We start from the raw sequence: 18487 nt of genomic DNA on the forward strand, positions 1-18487 counted from the left end.
CCAGGCTGCTCTCGCAGCTGATCGTCGCTGGGACCACCGCCGAGACCGATGGCAAAGAACTCCGGTCAGTCTGGCTGCAGCGGAAGCTCGACGAGGATCGCCGTCCCTTCCCCAGGTCGGCTGTCGACCTCGATCGACCCGCCTAATGCCTGCACCCGGTCGCGCAGGCCGATCAGGCCAGACCCTCCCGCGGGATGGGCACCGCCGATGCCGTCGTCGCGGATCGACAGGCACAACAGGGCGTCGCGTTGTTCCACGGTGATGTGCGCGCACGCGGCGGGAGCGTGTTTGGTGGTGTTGGCGAGCGCCTCCGACACGACGTAGTAGGCCGCCACCTCGATCGGGGGCGCGAAGCGGGTTTGCGCCCGAAACTCCAGGTCCACCGGGATCGCGGTGCGGCGGGCGAGGCTGCGCAGAGCAGGGCCGAGCCCGCCCTCGGAGAGGATCGCCGGGTGGATGCCGTGGGAGATCGTGCGCAGCTCCTCGATCGCCCCGTCGAGCTCGTGCGCGACCCGACTGATCCGCGTGTGTAGCTGGGGGAGGTCCGCGGGCAAGGTGGCCTGGGCCAGGCGCAGCGTGAGGCCGAGCGAGACCAGGCGCTGCTGGGTGCCGTCGTGCAGGTCGCGTTCGATGCGGCGGCGGGCGTCGTCGGCAGCGGTGACGATCCGGGCCCGGGAGGCAGTGAGCTCGGCTCGGTTTTCGGCGTTCGCAAGCGCGGTGCCGACGAGTTCGGTGAACCCGGCCATGCGCTGCTCGGTATCAGCCGGGAAGTGGTCGTGCCGCGCCCCGGCACCGATTGCGCCCCACATCCGCCCCTCGACGACGATCGGCGCCGCGACCGACGAGCGGAGTTCCAGCCGGCGGACGGTGTCACCGGACGCGCCGGAGGCTTCGCTGTAGTCGTCGCAGCGAGCGGGGCAGCCCGTGCGCAAGGCAGCCGCCAAGGCCAGGGGCGGCTCGGGCTTCCAACGGCTTCCCACCGGGAGCTCGGCGGGATGCGCGCCGGCGGCAGCGGCGACGGTCGTTGCGCCGTCGGGATCGAGGCGGACGATGATCGTGCCATCGGCACCGAGGACGTGGCCGACCTCCTGCGCGACGGCCGAGAACACCTCGGCCGCCGGCGCGCCGCGGGCGACGAGCGTGGCGACCCGGCGCAGCGCCGCCTGCTCATCGGCGAGCACCCGCAGCTCCTCGCGGCTCGCGGCGTTCGCCTTCGCCAGGGTTTCGGCCTCCCGGGTGCGGCCCTCGGCCAGGGCGACAACCTCGCTGACCGCGGCGCCGACGAGGAGGAACGCGGCCAGGGCCACCACGTCGTTGATGTCGGCGATGGCGACGTCGTAGAGCGGTCGGATGAAGTAGTAGGCCAGCAGCACCGCGGCCGCCACCGCGGCGGCCAATGCCGGAACCAGCCCACCGACCAGCGCCACCAGCACGACAACGAGCAGGAAGAGCAGCATCTGGCTGGGCAGGTTCAGGACGCCGCGAAGCCGGGTCAAACCCAGCGTCAGTAGGGGAAGAACGACCAGCCCGATCACAGTCCCGGCGAGCCGCCGCCGCATGGAAGGCCCCGCACGCCCTGCAGTCGATCGGCGTCGGGTCGCGGCGGGCTCCGTGGAAGACGATGCATGCACGTCGAGGTCGCCCTTCCCGTCAAGCGGGTGGCAGAGCCAATGCCCGGTCCCGTCAGCAACTGGGCCGGCTGCGAGGGCCAGCGCCCCCGACGAGCCTGCGTGCTCAGCAAGGGCGAGGTCCGCAGCGCGGCGGGAATGTGTCGCCGACCACAACATCCTAGGACCCGGCCGCGCCGGGAGGTCGCAGCAACGAGCAGGACCCACCCGCGAGAAGCGGCGCGACGTCACCGTCCGCAAGGAAATTCTTCGGGATCGGAGACCGCCACCGACGGTTGGCTGGGTTCAGATGCCGCGTTAGGTCACCGACCCAGCCATCCGTCAGATCACCCCATCGACCGGCCCAGAAGCAGCGATCCATCGTTCTCGTCGGCGCACGGGGGACTGGTGCGTTGCTCGGAGGACTGCTCGCGGCACATCCGTTTCGGCGCCTGCCTGCATCATCGCCAGTACTGGCGCTCGACGTGCTGCGGGCGACCCCTCCGGTGCGCATCAGGCAACTCGTCGCATAGTCCGTCGGGGCCTCAAAAGAGGGCGAGAGGGTTCGCCGGGGAACCCGTCCCGCCCGGGATCACTAGTGGGGCAACGACGATCATGAACTCGCGGCGTCCCTCTTCGACGCAGGCGCGGGCCACTGGGCCGAGGTCGCAGTTGTCGATGAGGGCGACGCCGAGGGAGAAGATCGCGGCGTGGACGGTCCATGGCACTGCGAAGTGGTGCGGAAAGGCGTCCATCATGTCCCACACCAGCACGCTGACGTCGCGGTCGGCGAGGAAGCGCACGCAGGACGCGTCGAGCCCGGGTCGCTGCGGCCGCCATCCGGTCCGACCCCGCCGCCCCAGGGTCCGTGCTCGGCTTCCCAGCGGTCGCGGCCGCTGTAGACCACGACCGCGTCGCCAGGCTCCACCTCGATGTCCTGCGCCTTGACGATCGCTTCGAGCTCGTCGGCCGTGACCGGCCGCCCGGGCTCCACGAAGTCCGTGCCGCGGAACGCGGGGACGTCGAGGAGCACCGCGCGGGTGATGATGCCCTCGCTCCAGTGGTCGATCGTCCCGAAGGTGGCGCCGTCGATCGTGAGCGCCTCCCCTGGGTCCCGCCCGTTCCACATCCCGCGGTCGTCCCATGCATGGCAGAGCGCGTCGACATGGGTGCAGGAGTGGCCGTGGTATTCGACGCCCACGTAGTCGAGCGCGACGCCGCCGCCGTGGTCGCGGCCGTCGCGGCGCAGGTAGTGGTGAGCCGGGCGGGCGTTGCCCGCGGCAGGCTCGGTCGGGAAGTCCCGGCTGAGCGACACCGATCGGCCGGTCCGGACCAGCGCCGCTGCAGCGGCGCGTTTCTCGGGCGTCACGAGGTTGAGGGCGCCGCGCTCGTCGTCGGGTCCCCAGCGGCCCCAGTTGCTGCGCTCCCGCAGCAGCGTCTCCAGCTCGACCGTCCCGAAATCATCCATGGTCCGGGTCCCTCCCCGTCGGTTTCGACACCTCTGTCACGTGCGCGTGTCCGGGTGGTTCCCGGTGCGCACACCGCGCTCGAGCGTGGCCAGCGCGGCCATGTCCCCGTCGTCCAGCGCGAAGCCGAAGACGTCGAAGTTGGCGGCAATGCGTTCGGGCCGCCCGGACTTGGGGATGGCTCCGTGGCCCAGCTGAACGTGCCAGCGAAGTACGACCTGCGCGGGCGTCCGACTGTGCTTCAGGGCGAGCTCCCGCACGACGTGCTCGTCGAGCAGCCCTCGGTCTCGGGCGAGCGGGGCCCAGGCCACGGTCGTGATCCCATGCTCGGCGTGGAAGGCGCGCAGCTCCTCCTGCTGGAGCCACGGGTGCAGCTCGATCTGGTTCACCGCCGGTACGGTCCCGGTCTCGTCCAGCACGCGCCGCAGATGCGGGAGCTGGAAGTTCGACACCCCGATCGCCCGGGTCCGCCCGTCGGCCAGCAGCCGCTCCAGCGCTCGCCACGTCGCGATGTAGCGGTCCTTCACCGCCACCGGCCAGTGGATCAGATAGAGGTCCAGGTGCTCCAGACCCAGCCTGCCGATGCTGTTGTCGAACGCACGCAGCGCCTCGTCGTAGCCGTGTGAGTCGTTGAAGACCTTCGTCGTGACGAACAGGTCCCCGCGCGAAATGCCGGACGCCCGGACGGCCTCGCCAACCTCCTTCTCGTTGGTGTACTGGGCGGCGGTGTCGATGCTGCGATAGCCCGCGGCAAACGCGGCCTTGAGCGTCGGGGCCACGGCGTCGCCGGTGACGAGGTAGACGCCGAAGCCGAGCTGGGGCATCTGGACGCCGTTGTTGAGCGTCAGGATCGGGGCGCTCACCGTGCCGTCCAGCCCATCGCCTCGCGCACGGTCGGGTCGGCGTCGGTGCCCAGCAGCCGCCAGTCCTCGCCTGGCTCGAGGATCTTCTCGGCCGCCCGGATGGCGCGGAAGTCCCGGCCCGGCCCTCCTAGCCCGGGCGGCGATGTGCTGTGCTCGCGCAGTTCCCGGGCCGCGGTGATCAGCAGCCGCCGCATTCGGATGACCGCTCGGTCGCTCGTGCCGAGGTGCTCCTGGCTGCGGTCGTAGATCGGTCCCATCGTCTCGGTGACCATCAGATCCTGTGCGTTGAAATCGGGGATCCCGGTGAACGTGGCGGTGCGTTGGACCTCCCGGTCGATCCGGTACTCGTTCTCCGGGGTGTAGTCGCGCCGGGTGATCCCGCTGTCGGTCTGGTTGAGCCGCGTGATGTAGGGGGTGTTCGCGAACAGCGGGGCACCGCCGTGGTCGCGCGGGTTCCGCGGCTCTTGTGTGACGAGGCCGTACCGCCACGTGCGGTGGTCGTCGATCGGCACGCAGAGCGCCTGCCGGCTCGTGAACGGGATCGCCGCGACGATCGACGTGTAGGGGGCGATGAAGTCGGTGATCCGTACGTGGACGTTGCCGGCCGGCGTGGCCCGCAGCCCGGCGTACCGGTAGCCGTACCAGGTGTCCTCGACCTCGAGCCGGGGCGCCCGGTCATGCCGCCAGAACGCCCACGACATCGCGTTCGACGGGTAGCCGGGCTTGTCCGAGCCGTCGTCCGGGATGTCGGCCACGGCGTCGAACTGATGCAGCCAGGAGATGTGCGTCGTGTCGAGGTTGCCCTCCATCGACTGCACCCAGTTGCACTCGGCGAGCTGCTTGCGGGCCTGCGCCTTGTCGGGCGGCAACGTCTCGGTGCCGAAGTCGCGGAACGGGGTCATCGTGTCGGGCGGCCCCATGTACGTCCAGACGATCCCGCCCGACTCGTGCACCGGGTACGCCTTCGCGGTCACCCGGTCCTTGAACGTGCTGGCCGGCGGCTCGGACGGCATGTCGATGCAGCGACCGTCCACATCGAACTGCCACCCGTGGTACGGGCAGCGCAGGCCACAGTCCTCGACGCGGCCGAAGTACAGTGACGCGCCGCGGTGCGGGCAGTTCTCCTGGATCAGGCCTACGCGGCCGGCGGTGTCGCGAAACGCGACCAGGTTCTCGCCCAGCAGTCGCACGCGCACCGGCGGGCCGTCCGGCTCCGGCAGCTCGAGCGACAGCAGTGCCGGCGTCCAGTACCGCCGCAGAAGGTCACCCATCAGGGTGCCGGGCCCGACCCGCGTCAGGACCTCGTTGTCCTCGGCTGACAGCAACCGGTCCCCCCTCCTGTGCCGCCACCGCTCCGGCGGCGATCAGTTCGTCGATCTCCCCGGGCGTCCGCCCGAGTTCGGCGAGCACCTCCCGGGTGTCCGCCCCGAACATGGGCGGCACCCGTCGGGTCGCCGGACGCTCCCTGTCCCAGCGCACCGGCAACGCGACATCGCGGTAGCCGTCGATCCGCGGGTGCGGGACGGGCCGCAGCATGCCGAGGCTCGCGACCTGCTCGTCCGCTACGACCTCGGCGACCGTGCGGATCGGCGAGGCGGGCACGCCGGCTGCGTCGAGCACCCGCTCCCAGTACGCGGACGGGCGGGTCCGCAGGACCTCGCCGAGCAGCGCGGCGAGCTCGTCGCGGTGCCGGACCCGATCCGGGTTGTCGCCGAAGCGCGGGTCAGCGAGCAACTCGGGGGCGCCGATCGCGCGGCAGAGCCGCTCCCACAGCCGGTTGTTCCCGGCGGCGACCATGAGGTACCCGTCGGCGGTCGGGAACGCCTCGTAAGGCGCGTTCATCGGGGTGCCGGAGCCGTGTCTGCCCGGTACCGTCCCCGATCCCAGGTAGGCCATGACCTGGTACGGGATCCAGCCGACCGCTGTCTCCAACAGCGAGGTCTCGACGAGCTGCCCGCGACCGGTGCGTTCCCGGTCGAGCAGAGCAGCGAGAACGGCGGCGGCCGCCCACAGGCCCGTCCCCATGTCGTTGATGGACGTCCCGACCCGGACCGGCGGCCGCGGCGGCTCGCCCGGTGCCGAGCGCTCGCCCGTGATGCTCATCAGGCCGCCGTAGGCCTGCACCAGCGGGTCGTACCCGGCGCGGTCGCCCTTCGGGCCCGTTCCGCCGTACGCGGAGATCGCGCAGTAGACGACCCGCGGGTTGGCCGCCGCGACCGCGGCGTACCCGAAGCCGAGGCGGTCTAGCGCGCCCGGCCGCATGTTCGACACCAGCACGTCGGCGCGGTGCAGCAGGTCGGCGAACACCGACTTTCCCGCCGTCGAGGTGAGGTCGACCGCGAGGCTGCGCTTGTTGCGGTTGAGCGCGAGGAACGTGCAGCCCTCGTCGCCCCAGTACGGCGGCGCCCATGAGCGGGCGTCGTCGCCGGCGCCGGGCCGCTCGACCTTCACGACATCCGCGCCGAGGTCGCCGAGGATCATCGTGCAGTACGGCCCGGCCGCGCTCTGGGTCACGTCGATGACGCGGATCCCCGCGAGCGGCCCGTTCACGAGCCGTCCGGGCGTACGCCCGGCTTCGGCGAGCCTGCCCGCGTGTAGATCATCGCCGTCCGCGTGAACGTGATGACGGTGGTGTCCTTCTGTGTGAAACCGCGCGTGGCGACATGCACGATCCCGGCGTACGGCCGGCTCTTCGAGGGCCGTTTCGCGAGAATCGTCGACTCGGCGTAGAGCGTGTCGCCGACGAACACCGGCGCGGGGAGGCGGATCTCGTCCCAACCGAGGTTCGCGACCGCATTGTCGCTGATGTCGGCGACGGTAAGGCCGTTCACGATCGCGAGCGTCATGCCGCTGTTGAACAGGCTGCGGCCGAACTCGGTGCGCCCGGCGTACTGGACGTCGATGTGGTTGAGGTTCATGTTGCAGGTCAGGAGCGTGAACCAGATGTTGTCCGTCTCCGTCACGGTCCGACCGGCGGCGTGCCGGTAGACGTCGCCGACCTCGAAGTCCTCGTAGAAGTTGCCGGCCCACCCGGTCCTGACGGCCATCTGTTCCTTTCCGGTCGTGCGGTCAGCGGTCGCGCCACAAGGTGGCGTAGAACATCTCCCGGGACAGGTAGCGAACGACGCCGTGCACGTTCTTTCGCGCGACGGTGCCCAGGTAGCCGCGGGCGAGCCAGACGAACGGGATGTCCTGGCCGGCGATGGCCTGGGCCCGCTGGTAGGCCGCGATCTGCTGGTCGGCGTCGGTGGCGCCCTCGGCTTCGTCGAGGGCCGCGTCGACCTCCGGGTTGGAGTAGCGCCCGTAGTTCGTGGACCCCCCGGTGTGGTACATCGCGGCCATGCTCGGGTACGGGCCGTCCCACGGACCGAGCACCGTGGTCGAGGCCTGGAACTTCCCGCTGATCGCCACCTGCTTGAAGGCTGCGAGGTCACTGAAGTCCAGCTGTACGGTCAGCCCTGCCGCGGCCCACTGAGCCTGCAGGAAGGTAGCCAATGCGACGTTGTTGGACGCGCTGCTCGTCGACAGCGTGAAGTCCGGATTGCCGCCGTCCGCGCGGTACTCCTCGATGAGCCGCTTCGCGGCGTCGAGGTCGTAGGCCGGGTACTCGTCGGACGCTTCCTGGCTGAAGAACGGGCTGTCGGGCGGGAAGGCCGTCCGGGCCTCGTCCATGAATCCGCGGAACTGCGTGGCAGCCAGTGCCTTCAGGTCGATCGCGCGAGTCACCGCCTCGCGCATCCGCCGGTCGTCGAAAGGGGCCTCGTTGACGTTCAGGTTGAGGTACTGCCCGCCGCCACCTTGGCCGTAGTAGACGTCGAGATTCGGGTCCTCGGAGGCCCGGAGGATCTCGATGTGGTAGCCGGCGTAGATGAGATCGACGTCGCCGTTCGCGATCGAGGCCGACCGGGAGTCGGTGTCCGGGATGGGCCGGAAGAGAACCTCGTCGAGATAGGGCAGCCCCGGCTGCCAGTACCGGTCGAACTTCTTCAGCACGATCCGGGTGTCCGGGATCCACTCGACGAACTGGAACGGCCCCGCCCCCACGGGATGCCGCCCGTAGTCGTCGCCCCACTGCTTCACGGCTGCCGGTGAGGCGATCGCGCCGAGGTTGCCCTGGTTGAACGGGAGCGCGAACGCAAGCGGGAACGACCCGTTCGGGCGCGTGAGGTCGAACCGGACGGTGAGGTCGTCCACCGCGGTCATCGACCCGATCGACTCGGTGTAGAGGTGTCCGGGCGAGGCCTTCTTGTCGATGTGCCGCTGCACATTGAAGATCACCGCCGCGGCGTCGAGCGGCGTGCCGTCGTGGAACGTGACACCGGGCCGCAGGCGCAGGAGCCACGTGCGCCCGTCGTCGGTGGTGGTCATCGACTCGGCCAAGTACGGCTGCGGCTGTGACCGCTCATCCAGCTTCAGCAGCGAGTCGTAGATCGCCGACGCGGCCTCACGCGCCGAGCCCACGGTCGGGTCGAGCGACGCCGACTCCGACTGCATCCCGACCGTCAGCGTGCCGCCGCTGACCGGTGTGCCCTCGGCGGCCAGGTCGCCGCCGTACGGACGTGAGCTGTCCAGGGCGCTGGTGCTGTTCGGCGCGTTCGCCGGTGCGGCCGCCGTCTCCCCGCAGGCGCCCACGAGCACGAGGAGGACGGCGCCGAGCAGGGCGACGACGGACGGTCGAATGGACTTCTTTCGCACGGTTCGGGGAACCCTCACAGCCGTCTCGCTCCTTCCGCGCCGTTGCGGCTCATGACGTCGACCGACGCCCGACGAGCGGTGAATCCGGATATCGACCGGACCGGCTGGAGCATACATCCGAATTAGTGGCCGACAATACCTTTCACTATCTGAATTGTGGTCCATCGGTCGCCGTCGATGAATGCATCGGCGGATACCGATCCATTCGTCGGCGCATTCGCCATTTCCGGCGGGCACAGGCTTCCAAGATCTTCGATCTGGCGGCGCCCGGATGACCGATACTGGAGGCATGCAGGAGAGCAACGACGCATCCTGGCAGCAGCTGTCGGCGCAGGACGCGGCTACGTACGCGAGCTGGTTCGGCTGTCTCGCCGAGCCGATGCGGGTGCGGATGCTGCACGCCGTCGCCATCGCCGGAGAGCCTGTCACCGTCGGCGAGCTGACCCAGCAGCTCGAGATCAGCCAGTCCACGTGCTCCCACCACGTGCGGAAGCTCGCCAAGGTCGGGCTCGTGCAGCTCCGCCGGCAAGGGACCGCGACACTCGTGTCGGTCGACGTGTCCTGCTGCGCCGACATGCCCAACGTCGCCGACCTCGTGATGGGGCTCGTCGCGCCGCAGCGGTTCGGGGAGCCGTCCCCGGGCATCGTCGTGCGGCCGCTGGCGTCCGGCGACTGGAGCGCCGTGCGGCGGATCTACGCCGAGGGCATTGCGGCGCAGAACATCATGTTCGAGACGGAGGTGCCGAGTCGGCGCTCGCTGGAGCACGCGTGGCTGCCGGGGCACCGTTGGACCGCCGAGATCGACGGACGGGTCGCGGGCTGGGCCGCGGTCAAGCCGATCTCACCGCGACCGCAGTACTCCGGCGTCGTGGAGACGATGGTCCACCTGGGCGACGGGTTCTACGGGCGGGGCATCGGACGGGCGCTCATCGACCGTCAGGTCACCGCCGCGGACAAGGCCGGCCTGTGGACTCTGCAGACCTCGGTCTTCCCGGAGAACCGGGCTCGCACCGCGCTCCATCTCGCCGCCGGGTTCCGCACGCTCGGCATGCGGGAGCGGATCGGCCGCTGGCGCGGTCAGTGGCGCCACACCCTCGTGCTGGAGCGGCGGCGCCCGGCTGACCCGGGCTGACCTGTCCGTGCCGGATCCAGAATTCACCCGGAACTGACACAAAATCGGCGTTGGTTTTCGTGGAGGAGGCTGGGTCGCGCGTCGCGATGTGTCTGCGGGTCTGGTTGTGATCCCACAGGAGGGGCGCGGTCGATCCGGCCGCGAGGCCGAACAGCCCCACCCCGAGCTGATCCGGAGGCAGCCGAAGTTGCTCCGGTCCGCCGTGCCCGCGTTGCCCAGGTAGCAAAGCCGGCACCGCACGCGGCGAGCATGATCGACACACGTGCGCGCGCCCGCTGGGCGTTCTCATTGGGGCGCCCTAGGAGTCGATCTCGGGGAAGCCGTCGCATCGTGTGCTCAGGGCGTGGCGCGGGTGCGGGGGAGACCTGATTTGGGTCACGGGCTTTGGTTCAGCAGGTTCTATGGCGGGCCCGGCAAATCGGCGGCGGCGCCTCGTCGGCCCGCCTACGCTTGTCAGGTGGATCTTGATCCCCGTGCCGTCAGGTGGGTGGAGAGGTCCGTCGGAGGCCGGGTGTCCATGGTCCTGCCGTTGGTTGGTGGGATCACCGCCGGGATGTACCGGATCCAGATCTCGCGCGGGCAGGGTCGGCTGTATGCCGTGGTGTTGCGGCAATGGGATGGACGGTTCGCGGTCGACGCGGCGGCTCTCGTGCGTCGCGAAGCGCACGCCCTGCAGACCCTTGTGGGGACCGGGATTCCGGCGCCGCGCTTGGAGGCTGCCGATCCTTCTGGTGTCGAGGCCGGCGTGCCGTCGCTTCTCATGTCCCTGGCTCCGGGCGAGGTGGACCTGACGCCCACCGACTTCGACGCCTGGCTCCACGAGCTCGCGGCCACTCTGGTGGCGATCCACGCGACCGGCATCGAGGCGGAGCCATACGAGTCGTGGATCTCTTCGGCGCTCCCCGCCTGGGCGGAGGGTGACGACCTGTGGGGCCGTGCCTTCGCGACCGCATGGGCGCTTCCGTCCACGGTGCAGCGCGTGTTCCTCCACCGGGACTTCCAGCATTTCAACGTGCTGTGGCGCGATGGTCGGGTCTCCGGTGTCGTCGACTGGCCGAACGCCGCAACCGGTCCACGGGGTATCGACGTCGGCCACTGTCGACTGAACCTGGCGGCTCTGTACTCGGCCGAGGCCGCCGAACGATTCCTGGAGATCTACCAGGCGCAGGCGGGACAACTGGTGGATCCCCGGGCCGACATCGCCGCCCTCTGTTCCTTCGGACCCGACTGGCCGCAGTTCCTGCCTCGGCAGGTCGCGGGCCGGACACTGGTTGACACGACGGGCATGCGTCGCCGCGTCGAAGACGTGCTGCGGCGAGCCCTGCGAAGGCTCTGACAGCCAGAAATGCGCTGCCCGGGCGACTTGCGGCGCGTCAGCCGCCTTCGCTTGGACCGGTTGAGGGTGGCGGCCCAGAAGTCTCCCTGTAGTCCGTGGTCATTCGATGGGCGAGTCGGTGGAGTTGGTCTGGGCCGGTGCGGTGAGCGTGCTGGTCGGTGTCTGTGGCTGGGATCGCCGTGGGGTTGGCCCTACCTCTGCCCTCGGGTGGGCATCGCCTCGATCCTGGTGGTCACGCAATGGGCGCGAATGGCTGCCGTCGGCACACTCGCCTGCATGGACGGCGATCCGAGGGACTCCCTCAACAGCACCTGGCCCGTCGTCACCGTGAACGTTCGGGACGTTGTCGCCGAGGCGGCGCCCGGGCGGGCCATGGCAGCGGGAGCCCACGATTCCTGAGAGCGGCCCTGCTCCTGCCGGCGGTACCGCCGCGCACGGCCCCGCGGAGGAATCGGCCCTCGTCGAGCACGACCCGGACTACCGGTTCACCCTCGCCAACGAACGCACGTTCCTCGCGTGGATCCGCTCGGCGCTCTCGCTGCTCGCTGCGGGGATCGCGGTGGTGCAGCTCGTACCTGCGTTCCCGCTGCCGGGGGTGCGCGCTGTGACCGGTGGGCTCCTGGTGGTTCTCGCGGTGCTGTGCGCAGGAAACGGCGTGCTGCGGTGGCGGCGGGTGGAGTACGCGATGCGGCGCAACGGGGCGCTGCCACCGCAGCGGGCCCCGTGGGTGCTCGCCATTGGTCTCGTCATCCTTGCGCTGCTGGGGCTGGCACTGGTGATCGTCAAGGGGGTCCTGGGATGAGGCCCATGCACGCCGGTCCGTCCCCGGACGCGCCCGGGCTACAACCGGAACGCACGCGGCTCGCGTGGGGTCGCACGGCCCTCGGCATGCTCGGTAACGCGGCGCTGCTGTCGCTGAACGAGATCGGTGCGGCGGGACTCGCCGTGGCGCTGGTGCCCGCTACGTTCGCGGTGCTCATCGCCCTGGTGACGGTCGTGGTCGGTCGGCACCGGGCGGCCCTCCTGCGCCGTTCTCCGTTCCCGGCCCGCGTGGCCCCCGCCCTCGCCGTGCCGGTGGTCGGCTCGTCGGTGGTGGCCCTGGCCGTGGTCACCGGCATCGTCCTGCTCTGAGCCGGCCGGCGGATCAGGCGAGCAAACAACGGACGTCAACGCGCGGAACGTCCCGAGGGTGTCAAGCCGGGCAGGCACCCACGACCTGCTCGACGTGGACGCGTGACCGCATCGGGCAATCTATGGGACGACGTTTTCTCGTCAGCTGGGGACATTTCCTCGTCAGGTGTTGAGGCCGCAGATGCGGAGTGGCAATGCTCGAACCGTGAATGACATCCCGGGGAGCCGATCGAGCGCGGAGCCCGTGCGGAATGCGGGCGCGGCTCCCGGGCGCCCAGCGCTGCCCTGGGCGGTGGACGAGCTGTTCAGCAGGATCGATGCGATGGATGTCGCTGCGGTGGTCGGAATGTTCACCGACGACGTCGCCTTGCGTTTCGCCAACCAGGAACGCGTCGTGGGCAAGCCCCAGGTGCAGCAGGCCGTCGCGGCGTTCTTCTCGACGATCGGCGGGCTGAGCCACTCGATCATCGCCGTGTGGTTGGGCAGCTGGGAAGAGGGTGAGGCGGTGGGTGTGGAGAGCGAAGTGACTTATACGCGCCTCGACGGGGCGCGGTTGGCGCCTCTTCCCGCCATGACCACGTTGCGTCTGAAGCGGGGCCTGGTCAAGGAGTTCCGGGTGTTCGTGGACCTCTCGCCGGTGTTCGCGGCGGAGTCGTGGTGATCCACCGTCCACCTGCCTGCATCAACCACACCATTCGGTTCGACACGGAGACGTCGGGGGATTTCACGTGCGGTTCGGCCACGCCATTTGCACCCAGAACTACTGGGACTGGAAGCGCTTCAAGTCGGGCGTCGATAAGCCTTTTGACTACCCTGACCACCAGTTGACGTCCGAAGCGCTGGAGCTCGCAGTGCTCGCCGATGACCTGGGCTTCGACACGCTGTGGAGCACGGAGCACCACTTCAGCCCCTACCTCATGACGCCGTCACCGATCCAGCTGTTGAGCTACCTGGCCGGCCGCACGAAGAACGCCGACGTGGGGTCCGCGGTGATCGTCCTCCCGTGGCACGATCCGGTGCGGTTGGCTGAAGAGATCGCGATGATGGACATCATGCTGGGTGACCGCACGTTCTCCCTCGGCTTCGGCCGGGGGGCCTCGGCAGACGAGTTCGCCGGACTGCGGATCCCGATGGGCCAATCGCGAGCACGGTTCGCTGAATGTTTGGAGATCATCCGCCGAGCCCTCAGTGAGACCAGATTCTCCTTCGAAGGCGAGTATTATCAAATCCCGGAAATCGAGATTCGGCCCAGGCCTCGCCGGGACCTCGCCGAGCGAATGTACTGTGCGTGGATGAGTCCGGAGACGCTCGAGATTGCAGCGAGGCAGCGACTGGGTGCGATGTTCGCTGTCTCCCGAGACCTGGAGGACTATCCCAAGGAGACCGCTGCCTTCAACGCGGCCCGAGCTGAAGCGGGGCTCGGTCCGTCAGCCCCGATCGTCATCAACGCCGCATCTTGCGCCGAGAGCGAACAGCAGGCCTACGAACAGGCGCTCCACTACGAAGAATACCTGGAAAGTGTCGCCCTGCATTACAGCTGGATCGACGCCGCGCGGTACAAGAAGATCGGCGGCTACGACTACTACGTCGAAAAGGGCGAAGCGCTCGACACCGAACAAGCCCGGCGCGCGGAGGTGACGAAAGTCCTCTGGGGCACCCCCGATCAGGTGATCGAGAAGATCGAGGCGCTCCAGCAGGCGGCGTCCGCCAGCGAGATCGCCGCGTACTTCCGCTATGGCAGCATGACCTACGAGAGCGCGGAACGAAACATGCGACTGTTCGCAGAAAGGGTTCTGCCAGTGATACGGAAGTTCCCGCAACCTGCACCCAGATGATCCCGTGGGGTTCAGACTCCACGGCGTCATCCGTGTAGATTGTGACATCTTGAGCAAATCGGAATACAGATGATTGCTGACTGCAATCCTGCGAGTTAGCCTCGCGGGCGTGCAGATTCACGAGTTCTCCGGTAAGGAGCTCGCAGATGTCGCCGATGAGTTCTTCATGGCAGCGACCTACCGAACGGATCCGGACTTTCGCGGCCGTGTCGCGCTGCAGGCGCTGAGTAGAGGCCTCACACTCGTGCAAGCGACGTGCTGGGGGTCGAGGTCGGCGGTCAGAACCGACCGGATGGCGGCGAGGGCGTCGGAAGGCAACCGGGTGGTCTTCGCCGTACAGCTGGCCGGCCGGGGCCACATGATCCAGCGCGGCCGATTCGCCGAGCTGGCGGTCGGTAGGGGAGTTCTGGCCGAGGCGCGCAGTCCCTGCACGTGGGTCACGCCGACCGAGGCCCGGTACTTGACGTTGTCCTTCTCCCGAGAGCTGCTGCCGCTGCGTGCTGCCGAGATCGGCGAGGCGTGTGCACGCAGCATGGATCCGGCGGCCCCGGCCATGCAGATCCTGGTTGCTTACCTCGGTCGGCTGTTCACGATCGCCGACGGCCTCAGCGCGCCGCAGCGGCTGGACGCCGGGCACGCCGCGATCGACCTGGTCGCTATGGCGCTGCGGGGCGTCGTCCCCTCGGTACCGGCCGGGGACGGCTCCGCGGCGGTGTTGCTCGAGATGATGCTCACGCACGTGCGCGAACACCTGGCCGACCCGCGCCTTCAGGTCGGGGAGCTGGCGCGGCGGCACAAGGTGTCGGTCAGCCACGTGTACACCCTGTTCGAACGGATCGGGACCACGCCCGGTGCGTACCTGCGCGAGCAACGGCTGCGCGCGGCGAAGGCGATGCTGTCCGACCCGCGGTATGCCTGGCTCGGCATGTCGGGCGTCGCGGCTGCGGTGGGCTTCGTCGAGCCCAGGACGTTCGAGCGGGCGTTTCGCCGGCAGTACGGGATGACTCCCAAGTGCTGGCGTGAGCATTGCCTCTCCGGGGTCTGATCCTGCAGCCCTCGGAGGAGATACCTTCCTGACGAGAAAATGCCCGACATTCGAGCGGCGGGTTCGGTTCCTCAGCGCATGTTCGTGCGGGCGATGTGCTCGGCCAGCATGATCGTGGTGACGTTCGGGGCGGTCGACGGCACGCGAGGCATGATCGAGGCGTCGACGACCCGGAGGCGGCTCACTCCCCGGACGTTGCCGGCGCTGTCGACCACGGCCCACGGGTCGCCGTCGCCGCCCATGGGTGCGGTCGAGGTGGGGTGCTGGTAGGTGTCCAGCTGCTGTCGGATCACCTGCTCGAGGGCGGTGTCGTCGCGTATCCCGGGCCCGGGGGTCAGCTCACCGTCCACAACCGCGGCCATGGCTGAGTCGCGGCCGATCCGGCGGCTGATCTGCACGCCCTCGAGCATGCGGCGCCGGTCTCGGGGCTCGGCGAGGAAGTTGAGGTCGATGGCCAGGCCGTCCTGCGGGTCACGGCTGCGCAGCGCGACGGAGCCGATCGAGTCGGGCTGCGTGACGGCGGTCGCGAGCACGATCGCTCCCCCTGTCGGGCTGATGCTCGGGTCGGCCAGGTGAGTCGCCGAGATGTGCAGATCGAGCTCGTCGCCGATGGCCTCGCTGCTTCGCGTCCACACGATGGCGCCTGCTGCGGGCGACATCGCGTTCGCGTCCGGCTTCAGTGTGTAGATGTTGTAGTAGAAGGGGTGGTCCTGGAACCGGCGGCCGACCGGCAGGTCGCTCACGACCTCGATGCCGTGTCTTCCGAGGTCTGTGGCCGGGCCGATCCCGGAGCGCATCAGGATCCCCGCGCTGCCGTAGGTGCCGGCGGAGAGGATCACCTCGCCTGCGCGGAGCACCTGCCCGTCGAGCGTGACGATCCCGGTCGCGGCCGTTCCGTCGAACAGCACACTGTCGACCGTCGTCCGGTCGCGGATGGTGAGGTTGGGCCGCCTGCGGACCTCAGCGGTCAGGTAGACCAGGCCCGTGTTCTGCCGTACCTCGTTCACGACGTTGAGCGGGTACGGGGTCACGCCGTTCTGCTGCGTGCCGTTCGGGTCGTCGAGCCTCGCGAACCCCTGTGCCACGGATGCGTCGACGAACGCCCGCAGCGATGGTGTCAGCTCGGCGCAAGTCCGCTGGCGGATGGGGAACGGCCCGGACCGCCCGCGCAGCCGCGGGTCGCCGTCGGTCGTGTTCTCCAGCGCCCGGTAGGTCTCGAGCACCTCCTCGAACGACCACCCGGTGACCCCGTGCGTGGCCCACTTCTCGAAATCGTCGGCGCGGGCGCGCAGGGCGACCGCCGCGTTCACGGCGGAACTGCCCCCGAGCACTTTGCCCCGTGGCGTCGGGATCACCCGGCCCGTGTCATCGATCGTCGCCGTCAGGCCCCAGTCGTGCTCGGCGTCATCACCGACCCGCGCGGGGTCCCGCAGGACCGCGGGGTACTCGTCCACTGCATAGGCGGGGCCGCCCTCGACCAGGACGACCGTACGTGCCGGGTCGGCCGACAACCGGTTGGCGAGCACCGCGCCCGCCGACCCGCCCCCGACGATCACGACGTCGACCGTCTGCGCGTCGTTCTTCTCAGGCACCTCTGCAGCTCCTTCCGGGGCACTACCGGGCCTGGAGCGGACCCGGCCGCTCCCACCGGGCAGCACCGTTGATTCGAAGCCACGGCACCGGTGACGGACTCTTTGATCAGACGTCGGCCGATCGTCAGGTGCTCAAATCTTGCGGTTCTCGGCCTTGACCATCCAGGCCAGCTTCTCGAGCGTGTCGATGATCGCGTGCAGGAGATCTGTCGTGCTCGGGTCCACGGCGTCGACGGCATCGTGGACGGCCCGGATGGTGTCGACCGCGGTGTAGATGCGGGTGGTGATCAGGTCGACGACCTCGGCCGTATTCTGCTCGCCGGCCGGGAACTGCGGAAGCCTGGTGGTCGCCACGATCGTGTCGGACCGACCGTCGGCAACCGCATCGAGTGCACGCATCCGCTCGGCGATGGTGTCGCTGGCCTCGCGCGCGGCGTCGACGAGTTCGTCCAACTGCAGGTGCAGGTCGCGGAAGTTCTTTCCGACGACGTTCCAGTGGGCCTGTTTGCCCTGCAGATGCAGTTCGATCAGGTCGGCGAGGACGCGCTGCAGATCCGCGACCAGCTGTGGCGGTGCCTGGAAGTCGCGGACGGTGCCCTCGTCTCGACGGGTGGTGTGCTGTTCGCTCAGACGTGCGGTGGTGTTCACCGTGCTCCTTTCGATGGTGCCGGTCATGGCGAAAGCGTCAGCTCTTGGTCATGGCTTGGGCGATCTGGTCGACCAGTACGGCGAATGGCATGTCGAGTGCCGCGTATACCTCGCCGGCCAGTGGGTCGGCGTTGTCCGCGAGGATCTCGACGATCGCGGTGGCGTAGTCGATCGGGGTGACTCCGGCCCGCTGCATCCGCAGTAGTCCGGCCTCGCGTTTGGTCTGGGAGAAGGTGCCGGCGGCGTCGATGACGGCGTAGGCGTCGAAGCCTTCGGCGTTCGTGCTCAGTGCGGCGAAGGCGAGGCAGACCTCGGTCGAGATTCCGGCGATGAGAAGCTTCTTGCGGCCGGTGGCGCGGACTGCATCGGCGACCCGCGGGTCGTCCCAGGCGTTGACGGTGGTGCGGTCGGGCACGGCGAGATCGGCGGGTAGCGCTGCGGCGAGCTCGGGGATCATCGGCCCCCACATGCTGTCGGTTGCCGTGGTGGTGGCGATGATCGGCAGGCCCAGCACCCGCGCAGCGTTGGTCAGGGCGACCACGTTGTGCTTGAGCTCGGCGAGCGGGATGTCGACAATGCCGCTGTAGAGGCCGACCTGGTGGTCGATCAGCAGGACCGCCGTATTGTCCCGCGTCAGCCGCTCGGTGCACGTGGTGTCGCTCATGGTTCCTCCGGAAATAGTTGATTCATGGCCGGGGTGTCGATCTCGGCTGCGGTGGGTTCCTCCCCAGAACGTTCGAGTGGGCGTTCTGACGGCAGAACGGAATGACGTCCGACGGCTGGTGTCGTGAGCATCGCCACCCTGGATCTGCTCCCGCAACCTCAAGGAGGAAATGTCTCTCAATTGACGAGAAAACGTCCGCCCTGAGATGGCCCGATGCGGTCAACTGGGTAACTCGGTTGGACCTGAGAAAAGACGTTCATGCCGATCGTCTGCAAGCCGTCGCTACGGAGTCAGCTGAACAAGACGAGGGGGACCACCATGGAAGGACGTCTCGAAGGCAAGGTCGCTCTGATCTCCGGCGCGGCGCGGGGGCAGGGTCGGTCGCACGCGGTGCGGCTGGCGCAGGAGGGTGCGGACATCATCGCGTTCGACCTGTGCCGCCAGCTCGACACGGTGGCCTATCCGTTGGCTAC

At 69.0% G+C, this 18487-nt stretch carries 18 protein-coding genes and 1 pseudogene; 8 read left to right on the forward strand and 11 right to left on the reverse strand.

What is annotated here, in order from left to right:
* Positions 1-65 precede the first annotated feature (65 nt).
* From ABD743_RS43575 to ABD743_RS43610, 8 genes are all read right to left on the reverse strand, one after another.
* On the reverse strand, positions 66-1559 hold the full coding sequence (locus ABD743_RS43575) for a GAF domain-containing sensor histidine kinase (protein WP_344730442.1): 1494 nt from the start codon (positions 1557-1559) through the stop codon (positions 66-68).
* A 593-nt stretch (positions 1560-2152) separates the two neighbouring features.
* The gene (locus ABD743_RS43580; RefSeq protein WP_344730444.1) at positions 2153-2410 is read right to left on the reverse strand and encodes a cyclase family protein; all 258 of its coding nucleotides are present in this window, start codon (positions 2408-2410) and stop codon (positions 2153-2155) included.
* Positions 2362-3075, reverse strand: a complete 714-nt coding sequence (locus tag ABD743_RS43585; protein ID WP_344730446.1) for a cyclase family protein — start codon at positions 3073-3075, stop codon at positions 2362-2364. The genes ABD743_RS43580 and ABD743_RS43585 overlap by 49 nt, the downstream gene beginning before the upstream one ends.
* Positions 3076-3111: 36 nt before the next feature.
* Positions 3112-3897: an aldo/keto reductase gene (locus ABD743_RS43590; RefSeq protein WP_344730477.1), complete on the reverse strand. Its 786-nt coding sequence runs from the start codon at positions 3895-3897 to the stop codon at positions 3112-3114.
* Positions 3898-3932: 35 nt separating this feature from the next.
* On the reverse strand, positions 3933-5261 hold the full coding sequence (locus ABD743_RS43595) for a Rieske 2Fe-2S domain-containing protein (protein WP_344730448.1): 1329 nt from the start codon (positions 5259-5261) through the stop codon (positions 3933-3935).
* Positions 5200-6486 (reverse strand): CaiB/BaiF CoA transferase family protein, encoded by a 1287-nt coding sequence (locus tag ABD743_RS43600; RefSeq protein WP_344730450.1) that lies wholly within the window; start codon positions 6484-6486, stop codon positions 5200-5202. Before ABD743_RS43600 ends, ABD743_RS43595 begins: the two co-directional genes overlap by 62 nt.
* On the reverse strand, positions 6483-6983 hold the full coding sequence (locus ABD743_RS43605) for a MaoC family dehydratase (protein ID WP_344730452.1): 501 nt from the start codon (positions 6981-6983) through the stop codon (positions 6483-6485). The genes ABD743_RS43600 and ABD743_RS43605 overlap by 4 nt, the downstream gene beginning before the upstream one ends.
* A 22-nt stretch (positions 6984-7005) precedes the next feature.
* Positions 7006-8649 (reverse strand): ABC transporter substrate-binding protein, encoded by a 1644-nt coding sequence (locus ABD743_RS43610; protein ID WP_344730454.1) that lies wholly within the window; start codon positions 8647-8649, stop codon positions 7006-7008.
* Between the two features lie 271 nt (positions 8650-8920).
* Here ABD743_RS43610 and ABD743_RS43615 point away from each other — a divergent pair, with 271 nt between their 5' ends.
* The 7 genes from ABD743_RS43615 to ABD743_RS43645 all read left to right on the forward strand — a co-directional run bounded on the left by ABD743_RS43615 (position 8921) and on the right by ABD743_RS43645 (position 15110).
* Positions 8921-9763, forward strand: a complete 843-nt coding sequence (locus ABD743_RS43615; RefSeq protein ID WP_344730456.1) for a helix-turn-helix domain-containing GNAT family N-acetyltransferase — start codon at positions 8921-8923, stop codon at positions 9761-9763.
* Between the two features lie 343 nt (positions 9764-10106).
* The gene (locus ABD743_RS43620) at positions 10107-11099 is read left to right on the forward strand and encodes a phosphotransferase family protein (protein ID WP_344730458.1); all 993 of its coding nucleotides are present in this window, start codon (positions 10107-10109) and stop codon (positions 11097-11099) included.
* 343 nt (positions 11100-11442) lie between these two features.
* A complete protein-coding gene (locus tag ABD743_RS43625; protein WP_344730460.1) occupies positions 11443-11901 on the forward strand; it encodes a YidH family protein in 459 nt (152 codons plus the stop codon).
* A complete protein-coding gene (locus tag ABD743_RS43630; RefSeq protein WP_344730462.1) occupies positions 11898-12230 on the forward strand; it encodes a DUF202 domain-containing protein in 333 nt (110 codons plus the stop codon). The genes ABD743_RS43625 and ABD743_RS43630 overlap by 4 nt, the downstream gene beginning before the upstream one ends.
* 205 nt (positions 12231-12435) lie before the next feature.
* Complete coding sequence (locus ABD743_RS43635; RefSeq protein ID WP_344730464.1) at positions 12436-12891, forward strand: nuclear transport factor 2 family protein; 456 nt, start codon at positions 12436-12438, stop codon at positions 12889-12891.
* Between the two features lie 67 nt (positions 12892-12958).
* Positions 12959-14065, forward strand: coding sequence for an LLM class flavin-dependent oxidoreductase (locus tag ABD743_RS43640; RefSeq protein WP_344730466.1), 1107 nt, complete (start codon positions 12959-12961; stop codon positions 14063-14065).
* A 109-nt stretch (positions 14066-14174) separates the two neighbouring features.
* Positions 14175-15110, forward strand: a complete 936-nt coding sequence (locus tag ABD743_RS43645; protein WP_344730468.1) for a helix-turn-helix domain-containing protein — start codon at positions 14175-14177, stop codon at positions 15108-15110.
* 71 nt (positions 15111-15181) lie between these two features.
* Here the strand turns inward: ABD743_RS43645 and ABD743_RS43650 are convergent, their stop codons facing one another.
* The 3 genes from ABD743_RS43650 to ABD743_RS43660 all read right to left on the reverse strand — a co-directional run bounded on the left by ABD743_RS43650 (position 15182) and on the right by ABD743_RS43660 (position 18014).
* Positions 15182-16702 (reverse strand): GMC family oxidoreductase, encoded by a 1521-nt coding sequence (locus tag ABD743_RS43650; protein WP_344730470.1) that lies wholly within the window; start codon positions 16700-16702, stop codon positions 15182-15184.
* 132 nt (positions 16703-16834) lie between these two features.
* Positions 16835-17377: a Dps family protein gene (locus tag ABD743_RS43655; RefSeq protein ID WP_344730471.1), complete on the reverse strand. Its 543-nt coding sequence runs from the start codon at positions 17375-17377 to the stop codon at positions 16835-16837.
* Between the two features lie 10 nt (positions 17378-17387).
* On the reverse strand, positions 17388-18014 hold the full coding sequence (locus ABD743_RS43660) for an isochorismatase family protein (RefSeq protein ID WP_344730472.1): 627 nt from the start codon (positions 18012-18014) through the stop codon (positions 17388-17390).
* A 318-nt stretch (positions 18015-18332) separates the two neighbouring features.
* Between ABD743_RS43660 and ABD743_RS43665 the strand changes: the two are divergent.
* Positions 18333-18487, forward strand: a pseudogene (locus ABD743_RS43665) (SDR family mycofactocin-dependent oxidoreductase); the annotation flags it as partial.

It is taken from the genome of Pseudonocardia yunnanensis, from assembly GCF_039534065.1.
GTDB lineage: Bacteria > Actinomycetota > Actinomycetes > Mycobacteriales > Pseudonocardiaceae > Pseudonocardia > Pseudonocardia yunnanensis.

Excerpts from the sequence above, each read along its gene's own strand:
- ABD743_RS43630 (WP_344730462.1), top strand. The coding sequence starts at position 11,898 with ATGAGGCCCATGCACGCCGGTCCGTCCCCGGACGCGCCCGGGCTACAA.
- ABD743_RS43585 (WP_344730446.1), bottom strand. The coding sequence starts at position 3,075 with ATGGATGATTTCGGGACGGTCGAGCTGGAGACGCTGCTGCGGGAGCGC.
- ABD743_RS43575 (WP_344730442.1), bottom strand. The coding sequence starts at position 1,559 with ATGCGGCGGCGGCTCGCCGGGACTGTGATCGGGCTGGTCGTTCTTCCC.
- ABD743_RS43605 (WP_344730452.1), bottom strand. The coding sequence starts at position 6,983 with ATGGCCGTCAGGACCGGGTGGGCCGGCAACTTCTACGAGGACTTCGAG.
- ABD743_RS43590 (WP_344730477.1), bottom strand. The coding sequence starts at position 3,897 with ATGCCCCAGCTCGGCTTCGGCGTCTACCTCGTCACCGGCGACGCCGTG.
- ABD743_RS43660 (WP_344730472.1), bottom strand. The coding sequence starts at position 18,014 with ATGAGCGACACCACGTGCACCGAGCGGCTGACGCGGGACAATACGGCG.
- ABD743_RS43615 (WP_344730456.1), top strand. The coding sequence starts at position 8,921 with ATGCAGGAGAGCAACGACGCATCCTGGCAGCAGCTGTCGGCGCAGGAC.
- ABD743_RS43655 (WP_344730471.1), bottom strand. The coding sequence starts at position 17,377 with ATGACCGGCACCATCGAAAGGAGCACGGTGAACACCACCGCACGTCTG.